Annotated in this window: 14 protein-coding genes; 5 read left to right on the top strand and 9 right to left on the bottom strand. The window is 58.5% G+C overall.

Features of this window, described 5'->3' with window-relative positions:
* Positions 1 to 27 precede the first annotated feature (27 nt).
* The gene (locus RBB49_RS01600) at positions 28 to 690 is read left to right on the top strand and encodes a LysE family translocator (RefSeq protein ID WP_306140902.1); all 663 of its coding nucleotides are present in this window, start codon (positions 28 to 30) and stop codon (positions 688 to 690) included.
* 61 nt (positions 691 to 751) lie between these two features.
* On the opposite strand, the gene RBB49_RS01595 is transcribed toward RBB49_RS01600, so the two are convergent.
* From RBB49_RS01595 to RBB49_RS01575, 5 genes are all read right to left on the bottom strand, one after another.
* Positions 752 to 1,024, bottom strand: a complete 273-nt coding sequence (locus RBB49_RS01595; RefSeq protein WP_029063820.1) for a hypothetical protein — start codon at positions 1,022 to 1,024, stop codon at positions 752 to 754.
* 189 nt (positions 1,025 to 1,213) lie between these two features.
* Positions 1,214 to 1,654, bottom strand: a complete 441-nt coding sequence (locus RBB49_RS01590; protein ID WP_306140901.1) for a TIGR02301 family protein — start codon at positions 1,652 to 1,654, stop codon at positions 1,214 to 1,216.
* An 8-nt stretch (positions 1,655 to 1,662) separates the two neighbouring features.
* Positions 1,663 to 2,688: a DUF3179 domain-containing protein gene (locus RBB49_RS01585; protein ID WP_306140900.1), complete on the bottom strand. Its 1,026-nt coding sequence runs from the start codon at positions 2,686 to 2,688 to the stop codon at positions 1,663 to 1,665.
* Between the two features lie 101 nt (positions 2,689 to 2,789).
* Positions 2,790 to 3,212 carry an NUDIX hydrolase gene (locus tag RBB49_RS01580; protein ID WP_306140899.1) on the bottom strand — a complete coding sequence of 141 codons (423 nt, stop codon included), beginning with the start codon at positions 3,210 to 3,212 and terminating at the stop codon, positions 2,790 to 2,792.
* Between the two features lie 36 nt (positions 3,213 to 3,248).
* A complete protein-coding gene (locus tag RBB49_RS01575; protein WP_306140898.1) occupies positions 3,249 to 3,761 on the bottom strand; it encodes a hypothetical protein in 513 nt (170 codons plus the stop codon).
* A 134-nt stretch (positions 3,762 to 3,895) separates the two neighbouring features.
* On the opposite strand from RBB49_RS01575, the gene RBB49_RS01570 reads away from it, so the two are divergent.
* Complete coding sequence (locus RBB49_RS01570; protein ID WP_306140897.1) at positions 3,896 to 4,639, top strand: SOS response-associated peptidase; 744 nt, start codon at positions 3,896 to 3,898, stop codon at positions 4,637 to 4,639.
* 102 nt (positions 4,640 to 4,741) lie between these two features.
* Complete coding sequence (locus RBB49_RS01565) at positions 4,742 to 5,614, top strand: methyltransferase (protein ID WP_306140896.1); 873 nt, start codon at positions 4,742 to 4,744, stop codon at positions 5,612 to 5,614.
* Here the strand turns inward: RBB49_RS01565 and RBB49_RS01560 are convergent.
* The 4 genes from RBB49_RS01560 to RBB49_RS01545 all read right to left on the bottom strand — a co-directional run bounded on the left by RBB49_RS01560 (position 5,604) and on the right by RBB49_RS01545 (position 12,073).
* Positions 5,604 to 7,409, bottom strand: coding sequence for a caspase family protein (locus RBB49_RS01560; protein WP_306140895.1), 1,806 nt, complete (start codon positions 7,407 to 7,409; stop codon positions 5,604 to 5,606). The two genes, RBB49_RS01565 and RBB49_RS01560, sit on opposite strands and share 11 nt — an antisense overlap.
* 174 nt (positions 7,410 to 7,583) lie before the next feature.
* Complete coding sequence (locus RBB49_RS01555; protein ID WP_306140894.1) at positions 7,584 to 8,021, bottom strand: glyoxalase superfamily protein; 438 nt, start codon at positions 8,019 to 8,021, stop codon at positions 7,584 to 7,586.
* A gap of 334 nt (positions 8,022 to 8,355) precedes the next feature.
* Entirely contained in the window at positions 8,356 to 9,831 is a 1,476-nt protein-coding gene (gene dnaA, locus RBB49_RS01550) for a chromosomal replication initiator protein DnaA (RefSeq protein WP_306140893.1), read from the bottom strand.
* An 829-nt stretch (positions 9,832 to 10,660) separates the two neighbouring features.
* A complete protein-coding gene (locus RBB49_RS01545) occupies positions 10,661 to 12,073 on the bottom strand; it encodes an FAD-binding oxidoreductase (RefSeq protein ID WP_306140892.1) in 1,413 nt (470 codons plus the stop codon).
* A 168-nt stretch (positions 12,074 to 12,241) separates the two neighbouring features.
* Here RBB49_RS01545 and fabI point away from each other — a divergent pair, with 168 nt between their 5' ends.
* Both fabI and RBB49_RS01535 read left to right on the top strand, forming a co-directional pair.
* Entirely contained in the window at positions 12,242 to 13,063 is an 822-nt protein-coding gene (fabI, locus tag RBB49_RS01540; RefSeq protein ID WP_306140891.1) for an enoyl-ACP reductase FabI, read from the top strand.
* A 74-nt stretch (positions 13,064 to 13,137) separates the two neighbouring features.
* Positions 13,138 to 13,782 (top strand): histidine phosphatase family protein, encoded by a 645-nt coding sequence (locus RBB49_RS01535; protein WP_306140890.1) that lies wholly within the window; start codon positions 13,138 to 13,140, stop codon positions 13,780 to 13,782.
* Positions 13,783 to 13,826 lie beyond the last annotated feature (44 nt).

The following is a 13,826-nucleotide window of genomic DNA, read 5'->3' as shown; positions in this document are numbered from 1 at the left end:
TCCATCACCTGGAAAAGAGGACCGGCCGTGACTGTTCTGGAATACGTGCTGATCGGCTTCTTCATTGGCATCCTCACCACGGCACCGGTCGGACCCGTCAATGTCATGGCAATCCAGCACGCCGTTCGCAGCGGTTTCAGCCACGGTGTCTTCGTCGGCCTCGGAGCCGTTGTTGCGGACACGATTTTCGCCGCGGCGGCCATTTTCGGTGTTTCGGCCGTCACCAATTTCATCGATGGCCAATTCCGGCTGATCGAGTTGGTCGGCGGCGCGCTGCTGATCATTTTCGGGCTCAAGATATGGAAGACGCACCCGCATCTGAAACAGGATGGCGCTGACGCGGAATACAGCTATCTCGGCGATTCAACGGCTGCCTTTTTCATTGCCATAACCAACCCGGGAACGATTCTCGTTTTTGCGTTTATCTTCGGCGCGCTTGGAAACTACCGCCCGGAACACGGCGATCATTTTGGCGCGTTGATGATGGTCGCGGGCGTCTCGGCCGGCGCAACAACCTGGTGGATTTTTGTCTCTGCGCTCGTGTCGCATTTCAAGGCCAGGATCGACGACCGCTGGCTTGATCGGGTCAACCACATCGCCGGTGTCGCACTGATGCTCTTTGGCGGATTGATCTACCTTAATCTGGCGATCAACGGTATCAGCCACGCTGCCGGTCTCTGGGCGCGCTGAGGCAACGGCGGACACAAAAAAGGCCGGCAGTGCCGGCCTTTGATCTTCTGAGACGCCAAATCTATTGCAGCACCCGGTTCACTGTGTAGTCGCCCTGAAGGATGCGGTCCGGCAGTCCTTCGGCAAGCTTTGCGACGGCGTCCTCGCCATAAGCAGCCACGAGATCGGCAAGTGCGGTGAACATGGCCGCATGCGCGACCGCATCCGCATCGACGCCGTTTGCAATGGCTTCCGCCCAGGCATCTGAGATAAAACCGAGCGCTGCGCGCCGGATATCTTCGTCTTCGGCAAACTCGGCATCCATGGCCGCTTCAGCATAATCGTCGTTTATCATTCGTTCCCTTACCGGTCTGTCCCGAACCCGTGGAGACAACTCCCGCGTGTCCCTCTCCCGAATCTCATTACCTGATCCTAGCACGGTGATCTGTGCTGATAAGCAACCGTGAACGCAAACTTAACGCCCACCCACAAATTTGATTCAAAAGGTTAACCAACTCGTAACGTTTGGGGGATTTCGACAGGATTATCGCCCGTAACGGCTGGTCACATCGCTTATAATGGTCTCTCCTTCACGCAAATACTGTACCATTGCGATACGTGCAGCGTCAGTACACTCCCTGTAAGCAACTGAGAATCCACGATAACCTTGATTAAACCGTTCGATGAACCTTCGCCGTCGATTTTCGTTAACCGTTTCTGCATCTAAAAAGTCTTCCATCTGGTCGCGCCAGCTTGGCGTGTCGTTTTCGTTGCAGAGCGGCCGCAGAAAGTGAAGCGCGCCAAAGATCTCCGACAGGCGCATGAGCTGCTGTTCATAGGGGGGAGCGTCGATGCCCGGCTGCTGTGCGAGCACAACCTGAACCGGCATTGCGAGCACGATGACAGAGGCGAAAACCGACCGCCGTATGAAATCAGAAATCTGACCGTTTCTCATGCGCGGATCATGCGCGCCGCCGGTGGCCACTTCAAGCGCTACGGTGAAGTGATCCCAAGAATTGCCACATCCGGATGGAAGGCGTGTGCAACAAAGGCAAACGTGACGTCGTGCACCAGGGCTGTTCGCGTGCCTGCCTCCGTCTTGACGGCTTCGACGGATCCGATCGCGCGCCCGCGCGCCGTTTCGCGCTGATCGAGGACGGATGCCTGTTGTCCCGTCCAGCTGAGCTCTATGTCACCGGAAAGGCCGACCGGACTGTTTGTGCGCACATGTTCGAGGGCAACCGCGAACACCTCGTCACCATCGCGCACCACGACCACGCGCGCCATCGGATTGATATCGTCGGGAAGGTCCCCCTGAAAAAAGGGATAGGGTGCCGAACGGCTGTCATAACCGGCATAGGGATTGGTGCCATAACTGCGCGGTGAGAACGTGGGACGTGCAAGCACGGCGCCCTCCGGATGCGCCTTGCGGAAGTCCTCAAACGCGGTCACCCGCGACGGGATCATCTTGAGGTCGCGGCCCGTATGCGTGCCGACAATCCCTTCACCGGTGAACTGCTGCCACCAGGTTTCGGTCTGCCGGTCATACATGACCAGGTCGGAGTTTCTCAACAACCCCGTGGTTCCGAAGTCGAGAAGCATTCCGTCGATGCGGCGGTCGAACACGACAGATGAATTGCAGAGCGGACAATAGGTAACCGACACCGGGGTGTCGCCGATCCGGTCGTTGACGATCTCGTGCCAGATCAGGATCTGAAGCGGATAGGCTTTGGCGGTCCCGTCCATCTCCAGCAAGATCACCGGCTCATTGTCTTCAAGCCAATCGATGTCGTTCGCGGCTTGAAAGCTCGGTTCGTCTATCGACGGAATGCCGTCCTTGGGCGGGCCACCAGAGAAGATGGTTCCCAGATCGACCGAATGGAGTGCAAAATCAGTGGTGAAGCCCGCTTGCCGCCAATGGTCCGGGTTCGCTTGCGCCGGTGAAAGAAGCGTAAGAAGCGAAAACACCAGGAAGCCGCTTATGGCCAGAAGTAACATCCATATGTGCTGGATCTGCATGCATGCCTCCATTTGCCGAGCACACGGATATCTTCGCCCGGCGCACCCGAAATCGGGAAATCACGGTTCCGCAAACCTCTGTGAGCGTTACGCGATTGGGCTCAGAGCGGGAGGTGCCGGCGAATGCGGTCAGCCGTGCCGGGCGTTGTTGGCCGGTCGTCGAGTTCCTCCGGACGGACCCAGGCAAGGGCACGCGCGTCATCGCCTGCAACGGCTTTGCCGGACCGGAGTGCGCCGCAAAAGACGGTCAGGATGAAATGGGTCAGCACCTTGCCGTTGTCGTCGAACTGAATGGAATCGAACGTCTCGACCGGTTCGGACAGATCCGCCTCGACACCCGTTTCTTCCCAAAGCTCTCGTTTGGCGGCCGCGAGGAGAGGTTCTCCGAGTTCGACAAGTCCGCCAGGGAGGCTCCAAAATCCCTTGAAAGGGTCTTTTCCGCGCTGGATCAGCAGCACACGGCCATCGTCGTGACACAGGACGCTGACACCCACACGCGGTGCATCTGGATAGAACCGGGACATGGATGAACTGGCTTTCGGATCGGGTTCGACAGGGGATCAGGCGAAGAGAGCGTCGATTTCAGCCTGTGCCGCGTCCCCTTCGTGCTGAGTTGCTTCCGGTTCAACATGACCGTGAATGACGGCCCCGGCAAGCGCAATCAGCGGCTTGATCTCGTGTGTCGCCTTGTAGGCAATGTCGCCGGCAACGGAGGCCGCATTGTCGGTCTGACGCAACTGCTCCTGAATTTCGCCGACGAGGTCGTTGATGCCGGAGACATGACATTCCAGGTGCTCCCGCAGATAGGCAGGGGCTGCGTAATAGGCCTGAATCGCGAGCTGCTTGTCCTTGAATGTGGAATTCTCGAAATGGCCCTCATAGTCCAATGGGCCCCAGTCCAGAACATCGTCCGAACAGTCCGGCATGTCGGGGAGCATTTCGAGAAGCATCATCACTTCGTTGAAGTGATTGAGGTAATCGGTGGCAAGTCCGGTCTGCGGATTTATGTTCGCCTGCTCCAGCCGTTCGGCGGCCAGATCTCCGGCGCCCAAAACTGGATCCAAACATTCCATACCGGCCCCCTGGTCATTGACTTCAGAAACAGGCTACTTCTTTTTTGTTTCCAATTGCCTAACTTTGGATCAGTGAGTGGTGTCCAGGCAAAGAATTTCGCGCTGCACCAACTGAGACGGACGGGAGAAACGCTATGTGCGGACGCCTTGCCCTAACGACACCACCGGATGCTGTCCGGGACTTTTTCAGCTACAGGGATCAGCCGAACTTTCCGCCGCGCTACAACATCGCGCCAACCCAGCCCATCGCGACCGTGCGCTATGAACATGGCGCCCGCCGCTTCCATCTCGTTCGCTGGGGGCTTATTCCGTCCTGGGTCAAGGACCCCGCCAGTTTCACGCTTCTGATCAATGCCAGGTCGGAGACGGCAGCCGAGAAACCTTCGTTCCGCAACGCCATGCGCCATGGACGTTGCCTCATTCCGGCATCCGGTTTTTACGAATGGCGCCGCACCGGCGACAGCAAGCAGCCCTTCTGGATCAAGCCTGCCGATGGCGACATCATGGCGTTTGCCGGTCTTTGGGAAACCTGGTCCGATCCCGACGGCGGCGACATGGATACCGGGGCCATTCTGACGATCGGATCGAACCGGATGATGTCGGGCATCCACCATCGCATGCCCGTCATCCTGAAGCCGGAGCAATTCGACACCTGGCTCGACACGGCGAATGTCGACAAGAAGGAAGCGGGCACGCTGTTCAAGCCGGTCGAAGACGATTTTCTGGTGGCGACGCCGGTGTCCAACCGGGTGAACAAGGTGGTGAACGACGATCCGGATATCCAGGTTCCGGTGGTGCCGGATGACGCCGGTGAGAATTCGCACGAGGCCGAAACCCGCAAGCCAAAGCCGGACACCAGCCAGCTCGATCTGTTCTGAGCCGGGCGGCCTTATTTTCCGTGCAATGGCGATGGCACCGGTGTAGGTGATGGCCCCATAAATGAGGCAGGGCGAATTTCGATCGACAGGCAGCTGACAAAGATGACCAAGGACGATGACCAAGTGACCGGCGACGTCGACGATGCGGATGATGACGCACTGGCCGAGGCGTATAATCGGGGTCTGGAGCTTCAGAAATCCGGTGATTTCAAGGGGGCTGCGCAGGCCTTCCGGCAGGCTCTGGCCCTCGACCCGGAAGATACCGGCGGTGTGAGTATCCGGCTTGCCGCCATGGGCGCGGCGAACTCTCCCGCCAAGATGCCGGACGCCTATGTTGCAACGCTGTTCGATCAGCATGCCGATGTCTTTGACGAGATCCTTGTCGATGAACTCGGCTACTGTGTCCCCTTGCTGCTGCGTGATCTTCTTGACCGTCTCAACCTGCCATCATTTGACCGGCTGCTTGATCTCGGCTGTGGAACCGGATTGACGGGGATGTCGCTTTTCGATTGCACAGCGCATCGAACCGGCGTCGATCTGTCCGAGAAGATTGTGGAGTTGGCCTTCGACCGGGGCGTCTATGACGACCTTTACGTTGGCGAGGCGGTCGATTTTCTGAAGGATTTCGAGGAAGAAGACGGTCAAAGACCGGTCTGGGATCTGATCACGGCAACCGATGTGTTTCCCTATCTGGGGGCGGTCGAACCCTTTTTGGCCGGTGCGGTGACACGGCTCTCGCCCGGTGGTTATCTGGCCTTTTCAACGGAGACGCTTCCCGACCCGGTCATGGGCGGCCAGCCCTACATGGTCGGACCGAAAAACCGGTTCGCGCAGGGCGAAGGGTATGTTCGAACGGCATTGGCATCTTCCGGTTTCGATATTCTTGCAATGGAACCGATCACCGTGCGGCTCGAGGAGGGCGACCCGGTTCCGGGGCACCTTGTTGTTGCCCGGCTCGACGAAGCTATTTCCTGAAATAGAATTCGCGGCGCAGGGCGGAGTTGTGCCAGGGAGACTGCGTCCCCCGCGTGGAATCGTAGACGTCCGCCTTGACCCGCTTCATCATGATCTCGATCTCCAGACCCGGGGTTTCGATATGCGACAGCAGCGCCGTCGTGAACGGACTGTTGTCCTCGTCTCCGTCCAGCGCAACTTCGCCTGGTGCCGTCGCGAACCCGATGAGAATGTTGCCGCCGCCTGCCTGCGGCGCGGCAAGCCCCCGTTCCACCTGCGAACTTCTGCTGACACCGAGACTGCGCGAAAACCGGCGCGACAGGGGATTGTCCCGGCAGGCATCCAGCAACGCGATCGAAAGACGCCCTGGCGCATTCATGTAGTCCAGAAGCGTCCCGAGTTCGATGGTCTCGAAATCGACTGCCGTCTGGTCTTCAAGTTTCGCATCGATCGGAATGAGATAGTTGCGCCCGCTGAGCTGCATGGCATGGCCGGCGTAGAAGAACAGGGCAACGTCGGCATCCTGTATGGCCCGGACATAATCTCTCACGGTTCCTTCCATCGCGACCTTGCTCTGGTCAAGACCGAGGATGACGGTGAAACCGAGCCGTTTGAGCGACTCCATCAAATCCGTTGCATCGTTCTTGGGATTGGGAAGCACGGGCGCGTGTTCATAGGCGGAATTGCCGATTACGAGCGCAACGCGTTTTCCTTCCGGCAGTGCTCCCAGGTCGGGAAGGTTCGGGTTTGATTGGGTCAACTCGCTGGATGAAGCTGGCGGCGGGGGGGCATCCTGAGGCTTGTCCGGACCAATCGTCGGAACGTTTGTGGAGGCGCTCTGTTGCGGCCGGGCCGCGTCGAGATAGCGGCCATAGGCCCATCCGCGCATGCCATTGGAGAGTTCCACTTCAAACCAGGCGCCCTGTTGCGCCAGCATTGTCACATCGGTCCCCTGAAGCAGCCTGGCGATTTCGGCAAACCGGGTCCCCGCACCCGCGCGCAACGACAGGAAGCTGTCACCGCTCGCGCTCAGGTCGCCGACGATACCGCGTCTGGGCGGGGTGATCGATCTTTTTGCAACTGTGGCAGGCGCGGCAGGTGCCGGCGCCACGGTCGGAGGTGCCGGACTGGCCGTGTATCCCGGAACGGTCGAGACGTATTTCCCGTATGCCCAGCCTGTTCGTCCGTCCGAAAGAGCCACATTGAGCCATGATCCGCTTCTTCCGAGGATGGTCAGCGACGTGTTCATCCCCATTCGGACGATCTCGCGGTAGCGCGTGCCCGGCCCGGTGCGCAGGGACAGGAAATTATCGCCTGTCGGGTCGAGGCCGGTTACGTACGCGTGCTGCGCCGAGGGTGCCGGTCCAGGGGTACCGGACGGCGGCGCGGCGATACGGGTCGAGGCAAACAGGGATTGGGACGCACCGCCGGTCACGCCGGTCGCCGACCAGATTGCAAACTGGAACCGTTGGCCGTTGTGGAAGTAGCTGTCGCCGGGGATGGCACCCGATGCGATCAGACTTGCCCTGTAGCGATTGCCGCCGGGTTGCGTCATCCAGCCGAGTGAAATGGCGAACCAGCCGTTGTTCGACTGAAAGACGGTTGTTTGCGGAAACCGGCCGGCAAATCCCCTTGCCGTGCTGATCGCCTCCGGTGCACTCGGACGGCTTGCGACGACAAGCCAGCCGCCATTGCCGCCCGGCATCACAGCCGCCCGCGCTTCCTGCAGCGAAATCACAAGCAGACAGAGTGCTGAAACCAGGAAAAATCCGAACGTCGTCAGGTGTCTTGCGGCGCGTGATCCGTGGCGATGCATATCATGTCCCCCTTGGGAAAAGATATTGCAACGTCGTCTTTTTGAATGCCAGCGCTATCGGGGCTGATCGGGAGGCGATGGTTGCTGCCAGCCCACGGTTTCGCCGGTCTGCACCTGGCTCGCAAGACTGATTTTCCGGGTGGACGTTTGTCGCATCCACCCGGCATGTTTCGATCAGTCTCCAACCGTCAGGCGCATGTAGGGTTCGCCGTTCGAGGTCTTCTTGACCGCGACGCCATCGGATTGCACAAGACAGGTCACCCGGCTTCGGAAAGCGGAAAAACTGTCGAACGTGACAACATCGACCGGTTCATCGAACTGGACCGTCACGCGGTACTGATCCTTGGGACCGGTTTTCGAAAGTGCCTTGATTTCACCCTTGAAGGGCTGCTGCATGTATGTGCCGCTCACCCTGGATCCAACCAGGAACTGGAAGTCATTGGGCCGGGACGCGGTCGCGCAGGCCGTGTTCCAGTCCCGGAAACCGTGTTGCGCCGAAACAAGTTCGAGCGCCTGGCTGTGGGAGAGCGATTGGCCGTTTTCATTGAGAGCCCTGCGCAGACGTTTCGCCTGCGCCTTCAGCTCCGATACACTTGGAAGCGTCATGGTCATACCTTTTCAAGAAAGGCAGGGTCAAAAGGCGAAGGCCTTCCGTTGGGGCCCGCATTGCCAAGTCCTGCACTGTCTTGTGAAGGTCGACAAGTCAACGATCGGTTCGCTGAAAGGAATTCACCACGGCATATGCCTGCGGGCGGCCGGCTCCTTCAAACCGGTCGTGTAGGTAGGTCGCCGTATGCCGTCTGTCAACCGGCAAAAAACAAGCCGCTTTCGCGGCTTGAGGGGTGGGAGGTATTTATCGCAACCGGTTTCAGCAATCCCGGCTGCCTTTGCGGCGACTTTCAGGCGCCGCCGCTTGCCGACAGGGCAGGGGTGGCCCTGTCGCTGGTCAGGTGTTGAGCAACCGTTTGAGCAGCTCGACTTCCTGCGCCAGCGTATCGTCCCTGGTGATCATGTCTTCGATCTTGCGAACCGCGTGCAGAACGGTTGTATGATCGCGGTTCCCGAAGCGCCTGCCGATTTCGGGCAGGGACCGGCCCGTGACAACCTTTGCGATGTACATCGCGATCTGTCTCGGCCGCACCAGGGTGCGGGCCCGGCATGATGACAGCAGGTCCGCCTTGGTGACACTGAAATGCTTGCACACCACCTGCTGGATTTCCTCGACCTTGATTGCACGGGGCTCGCCGATGCGGACGAGGTCGTGAAGGGTCTTTTCCGCAAGGTCCATCGTGACGGGCTGTTTGGTCAGCTGATTGTGTGCGAACAACCGGTTCAGCGCACCTTCCAGATCGCGGGCCGATGAAATCACGTATCGGGCAATGTAGTCGGCAACGGCATCGGGAACCGAAAACGACGGATGCGTGCGGCGGGCCGCGGCAACGCGTTTTCTGAGGATCTCGTGGCGCAGGGCGTAGTCTGTCGCCTGAATGCCGATGACTTCCCCGGTCTCGATCCGCTGCATGACCCTCGCGCTCAGGGTCCCGAGCGCCTCAGGTGCCCTGTCTGCTGCCATGATGACCTGGCGCGGGGCTTCCATCAGGATCTCCAGTGTCCTGCTGAACTCGTCATGCCCCTGTTTCCCGTGCAGGAACTGAAGATCGTCCACGAGCAGAAGGTCAATGGATTTCATGGCCTGGCGCAGAACCGGAAAAGCCGGTGTGCGCAGGGCAGGCACAAGGTGATACATGAAGAATTCGGCGGACAGATAGGCAACGCTTCGGCCAGAGCGTCTGGCCTCGGTGGCGGCTGCCTGAAGCAGATGCGTCTTTCCGATGCCGGTGTCCGAATGCATGTAGAGCATGGTGAGGGCACCATCATGATCCGCTGCGATCTGCCGGATTGCTGCGCAGGCGAGGCTGTTGGATGCCCCTTCGGCGAAAGCTTCGAATGTGAGTTTGGGATTAAGCGCTGCCCCGCTCAAGAATTCCGCAGCCGCTTCTTCTCCCGTATCCGCCAGGCAGGGGATGTCCGCGATGTTTGCTGATGAGCCGATCTGAGGCACGCTTTCGAAAGGGCCCGGACGCCCGCTGATCCTGCGCGCCGCAATCGCTTTTGGCTGCTGGCTGACGTTGATCTGGCGCGGCCTGAGAGCTCCTCGTACGGTCAGTTCAACGCGGTTGATATCGTCGATCTCGCGCTTCCACAGACCGACCAGTTTCTTTTCGTAATGGTTCTTGATCCAGTTTTTCAGAAAGCGTGTTGGAACGGAAAGTCGGACTGAATCGCCAATGGTTTCTTCGTGTTTTACCCTCCCGAACCAGTTTGAAAAGACGTCCTCTCCGAGTTCATTTTTTAGTTCTTTTTTCACACGATCCCAGTGATCCGAACTAGCTAAGTTCTGAACCTGCATTAAGGCCTCCATGTGAGAGAGCGATGGGGTCTATCTCTCTCGTGCACTGTCTAAGAGCTGCGAATTCCGCCTTCGCTGCTCTTTTTTGCTTTCGTTAGGTCTTTCGACCGGTTGGCTTATTGGCGCCGATGACACTTCATTAACCTTTTACTTACCACGTTTACAAATAGCTTATTCTTATGAGGTCATAGACGGCTCGTATCTTTCTTCCATAAGATGTAGGTGTGGTTGTATGTAAGATTTACATGAAAAACCTGCCCCTGCATCGTCTCCAGGATCTTGTGCAAGTCCTGTTCGAGACTTCCTCCTCTGTCTGTTTCTGCTCTGCCTTCTGGCATGCAAGCATTTTTAAGAAAAATTTAATTTTTGAGGGTTTTTTCTGGGAGTTTTCAAAAGGTGAGTATGAAATTCGTCAGTTTCATCGATACAAAATTTGTTTCCTGATTGAAAAATAAGTCATTTTTAACAAGTATCAGACTTCCGAATCTGGACGTAACTATGCTGCGATCGCACGTTTTTGCGCGTCAAACGTTCAAACGCGGAAAGTTCTCCGGACAATCTGGGGACAAATCCGGCTCCGGAATCAACGTTGTCGTGCATGTCGATATCAGATGCCGGCGATCAGTCGTGATCATAATTGCCTTCCAAATCAGGATCCTGCCGGGCGTTTTGCAATCACTTGTTTCACGAACAGGGCGGTCGGGAGAGAGCCGGTTGCTACCTGAGCGGGTGGCGGTCTCTTTGACGGCAGCAGGTTCCGGTATAGCAAGAACACGAGGGCCGTCGTCACAGAAAAACGGAGTACAACTCGCTCACTCTCAAGAATTGTATCAGTAGTTCTTTATAGGACGCGACCCGGATTCAGCAGGCTCTTCGGATCGAACTCCCGTTTGATCCGGCGCATCAGGTCCAGTTCAATGTCGGATTTGACAGACTTGAGAAGATCCCGCTTAAGGCGGCCTATGCCATGCTCGGCGGAGATGCTGCCCCCGAAGTCACCGACAATGCCGTGAACGATCTCGTTCATGGCATCCCATTTTGACAGGTAGTCGTCCTTGTCGGCACCGACGGGCTGGCTGACATTGAAATGAATGTTGCCGTCGCCGATATGGCCGAACGGCACGGGTCTGCACCCGGGGACGAAGGCCTCGACGGCCGCCATGGCCTTGTCGAGAAAGTCCGGTACCGAGGCGACGGGCACGGATATGTCGTGCTTGATCGAGCCGCCTTCCGCCTTTTGCACCTCCGACATGCCATGGCGGATGTGCCAGAAGTCCTGGACCTGCGCGAGACTTTCGGCAAAGGCTGCGTCTTCAACCAGACCGTCTTCGAAGGCTTCGCCGAGAATACCTTCAAGAAGATCCCGCACCGGAAATGCCTCCGAGCCGCTGGACAGCTCCATGAGCACGTACCAGGGATGTGCTTGTGTCAGCGGATCGCGCGCACCGCTCAGGTGCGCCAGGCAAAATTCGAGCCCGACCCTCGGCATGATTTCAAAGCCGGTCAGAACAGGTCCGGCCTGGGCCTTTGCCGTGGTGAACAGGCGGAGCGCCGCCTGCGGCGTTGCCAGTCCGACAAAGGCCGCTTCGAGTTTCTTCGGTCTTGGATAAAGCTTGAGCGACGCGGCTGTAATTATCCCCAGGGTGCCTTCTGCGCCGATAAATAATTGTTTCAAATCATAACCGGTATTGTCCTTTCTGAGGGTCCTCAGGCCATTCCAGATCTCTCCGGTCGGGAGCACGACTTCGAGCCCCAGAACAAGGTCGCGTGTGTTGCCATAGGACAGCACCGCGGTTCCACCTGCGTTGGTGGAGATGTTGCCGCCGATCTGGCAGGACCCCTGTGCGCCGAGGGACAGGGGAAACAGCCGGTCGACCTTTTCCGCCTCGTTCTGAAGCGTTTCCAGCACCACGCCGGCCTCGACCGTGATGGTAAATCCGGCGGCGTCGACCTCCCTGACCTTTGTCAGCCTGGCAAGCGACAGGACGAATTCATCCCCGGTTTCCTGCGGAATCTGGCCGCCAACGAGACCTGTGTTGCCTCCCTGCGGCACGATCCTGAGATCGTGCTCATACGCATATTTCATGACCGCGCTCACCTCTTCGGTGTTCCCCGGACGCAGCACGATCGGGGTCACGCCACGATAAAGATCCCGCCACTCGGTCAGGTAGGGCTCCTGGTCCGCGGGCGTTGTCAGGACGTTCGCAGCGCCGATCAATTCAGCGAAACGGTCGGCATGTGCAATCTGCACCATGGGTGGGATCCTCGTTAAGGTAAGCCGGAAATGAGCGCGCTAACATAATGACACTTGTCACCGCCGTCGACGGTGTATTCGGTCGCTGCGAGCCTTGAAGGAACAAACCCCTTGTGCCATAGGAGGCCAGCCCGTTCGGGCGGTAGGGAATCCTGTTCGGAGATGAAGATGGCGGAAGCAGCGCGCGGACTGATGAATGGCAAACGCGGCCTGATCATGGGCGTGGCAAACAACAAGTCGATTGCCTGGGGAATTGCCAAAGCACTTGCCGACGCGGGCGCTGAACTCGCATTGACCTATCAGGGCGATGCATTGAAGAAACGGGTCGAACCGCTTGCGGACCAGTTGGGCGCGATCGTTGCCGGACACTGCGATGTGACGGAAGGCGAGACAATCGATGCCGTGTTCAAGCTGCTTGAGGAAAAGTGGGGCAAGATCGACTTCGTGGTCCACGCCGTCGCGTTTTCCGACAAGGCGGAACTGACCGGCCGGTTCGTCGATACGTCCTCCGACAACTTCGCCCGCACGATGGACATTTCCTGCTACTCGCTGACAGCCGTGACCCAGCGCGCCGAAAAACTGATGCCGGAAGGCGGATCGGTGCTGACTTTGACCTATTACGGCGCTGAGAAGGTCATGCCGCATTACAATGTCATGGGGGTTGCAAAGGCGGCTCTGGAAACGAGCGTGAAGTACCTTGCCATGGATCTTGGACCGCAGAACATCCGGGTCAACGCGATCTCGGCAGGTCCGATCAAGACCCTTGCGGCATCCGGTATCGGCGATTTCCGCTATATCCTGAAGTGGAACGAATACAATTCTCCGCTCAGGCGCACGGTCACGATCGAGGAAGTCGGTGACAGCGCCCTGTTCCTGTTGTCCGATCTCGGACGCGGCGTCACGGGTGAGATCCAGCATGTTGACTGCGGCTACAATATCGTCGGCATGAAGGCGGTCGACGCCCCTGACATCTCCGTCGTCAAGGACTGACCAAATCAATGGCCGGGTGACCGGCCATTTTCTTTTCCGAGGCGATCGCCTCGCAACCTGTCTGGCGAAACGGCATGACGAAAGTGTTCTCCCCCGGTCCGAACATAAGGTTGCCCCGGATCCATGACCCGGCATTGCTCGTGTTCGTGCGCCACGGACAGACAGACTGGAACCGGGAAGGCCGCATGCAGGGCCACCGCGACATTCCTCTGAATGACACCGGGCGGGAGCAGGCGGCCGGGAACGGCGAACGCCTGCGCGCCTTCCTGGATGAGGAGGGTCTTGATCCGGCGGGCTTCGATTTCGTGTCCTCGCCGCTTGGACGCACACGGTCGACAATGGAGCTGCTACGCTCCGGTCTGGGTTTGCCGGCGGGCGACTATCGTCTCGAACAGCGCGTTGCAGAGCTGACATTCGGAGAATGGGAAGGCTTTACCTTCGAGGACCTTGCCGATGACGAGCAGGAGCGGCTCCTGCATCGGCGTGCGGACAAGTGGCGCTTCACGCCGCCGCGCGGCGAAAGCTACGAGATGCTCGCCGAGCGGGTCGGTGCATGGCTCAAGACCGTTTCGAAACCCACGGTCGTGGTGTCGCACGGTGGCGTGTTTCGGGTCGTGCGGGGTCTTCTTGAGGGTCTCGAAAGCGTTCATGTGCCCAAACTGGACGCACCGCAGGACAAGGTATTCGTCTGGAGAGACAGCCGATTTGCCGGCATTTGACTTGCCGCTACACAAATAAGTTACACTGAGGTCATCGCTTCTTG

Origin of the sequence: Roseibium sp. MMSF_3412 (genome assembly GCF_030733265.1) — a bacterium.
GTDB lineage: Bacteria > Pseudomonadota > Alphaproteobacteria > Rhizobiales > Stappiaceae > Roseibium.
The sequence above is the reverse complement of the archived record's forward strand: the minus strand, read 5'-3'. Positions and strand labels throughout refer to the sequence as shown.

Excerpts from the sequence above, each read along its gene's own strand:
- RBB49_RS01560 (WP_306140895.1), bottom strand. The coding sequence starts at position 7,409 with ATGCATCGCCACGGATCACGCGCCGCAAGACACCTGACGACGTTCGGA.
- RBB49_RS01580 (WP_306140899.1), bottom strand. The coding sequence starts at position 3,212 with ATGTCCCGGTTCTATCCAGATGCACCGCGTGTGGGTGTCAGCGTCCTG.
- RBB49_RS01555 (WP_306140894.1), bottom strand. The coding sequence starts at position 8,021 with ATGACCATGACGCTTCCAAGTGTATCGGAGCTGAAGGCGCAGGCGAAA.
- RBB49_RS01585 (WP_306140900.1), bottom strand. The coding sequence starts at position 2,688 with ATGCAGATCCAGCACATATGGATGTTACTTCTGGCCATAAGCGGCTTC.
- RBB49_RS01535 (WP_306140890.1), top strand. The coding sequence starts at position 13,138 with ATGACGAAAGTGTTCTCCCCCGGTCCGAACATAAGGTTGCCCCGGATC.
- RBB49_RS01565 (WP_306140896.1), top strand. The coding sequence starts at position 4,742 with ATGACCAAGGACGATGACCAAGTGACCGGCGACGTCGACGATGCGGAT.
- RBB49_RS01575 (WP_306140898.1), bottom strand. The coding sequence starts at position 3,761 with ATGGAATGTTTGGATCCAGTTTTGGGCGCCGGAGATCTGGCCGCCGAA.
- dnaA (WP_306140893.1), bottom strand. The coding sequence starts at position 9,831 with ATGGAGGCCTTAATGCAGGTTCAGAACTTAGCTAGTTCGGATCACTGG.
- RBB49_RS01545 (WP_306140892.1), bottom strand. The coding sequence starts at position 12,073 with ATGGTGCAGATTGCACATGCCGACCGTTTCGCTGAATTGATCGGCGCT.
- fabI (WP_306140891.1), top strand. The coding sequence starts at position 12,242 with ATGGCGGAAGCAGCGCGCGGACTGATGAATGGCAAACGCGGCCTGATC.
- RBB49_RS01595 (WP_029063820.1), bottom strand. The coding sequence starts at position 1,024 with ATGATAAACGACGATTATGCTGAAGCGGCCATGGATGCCGAGTTTGCC.
- RBB49_RS01570 (WP_306140897.1), top strand. The coding sequence starts at position 3,896 with ATGTGCGGACGCCTTGCCCTAACGACACCACCGGATGCTGTCCGGGAC.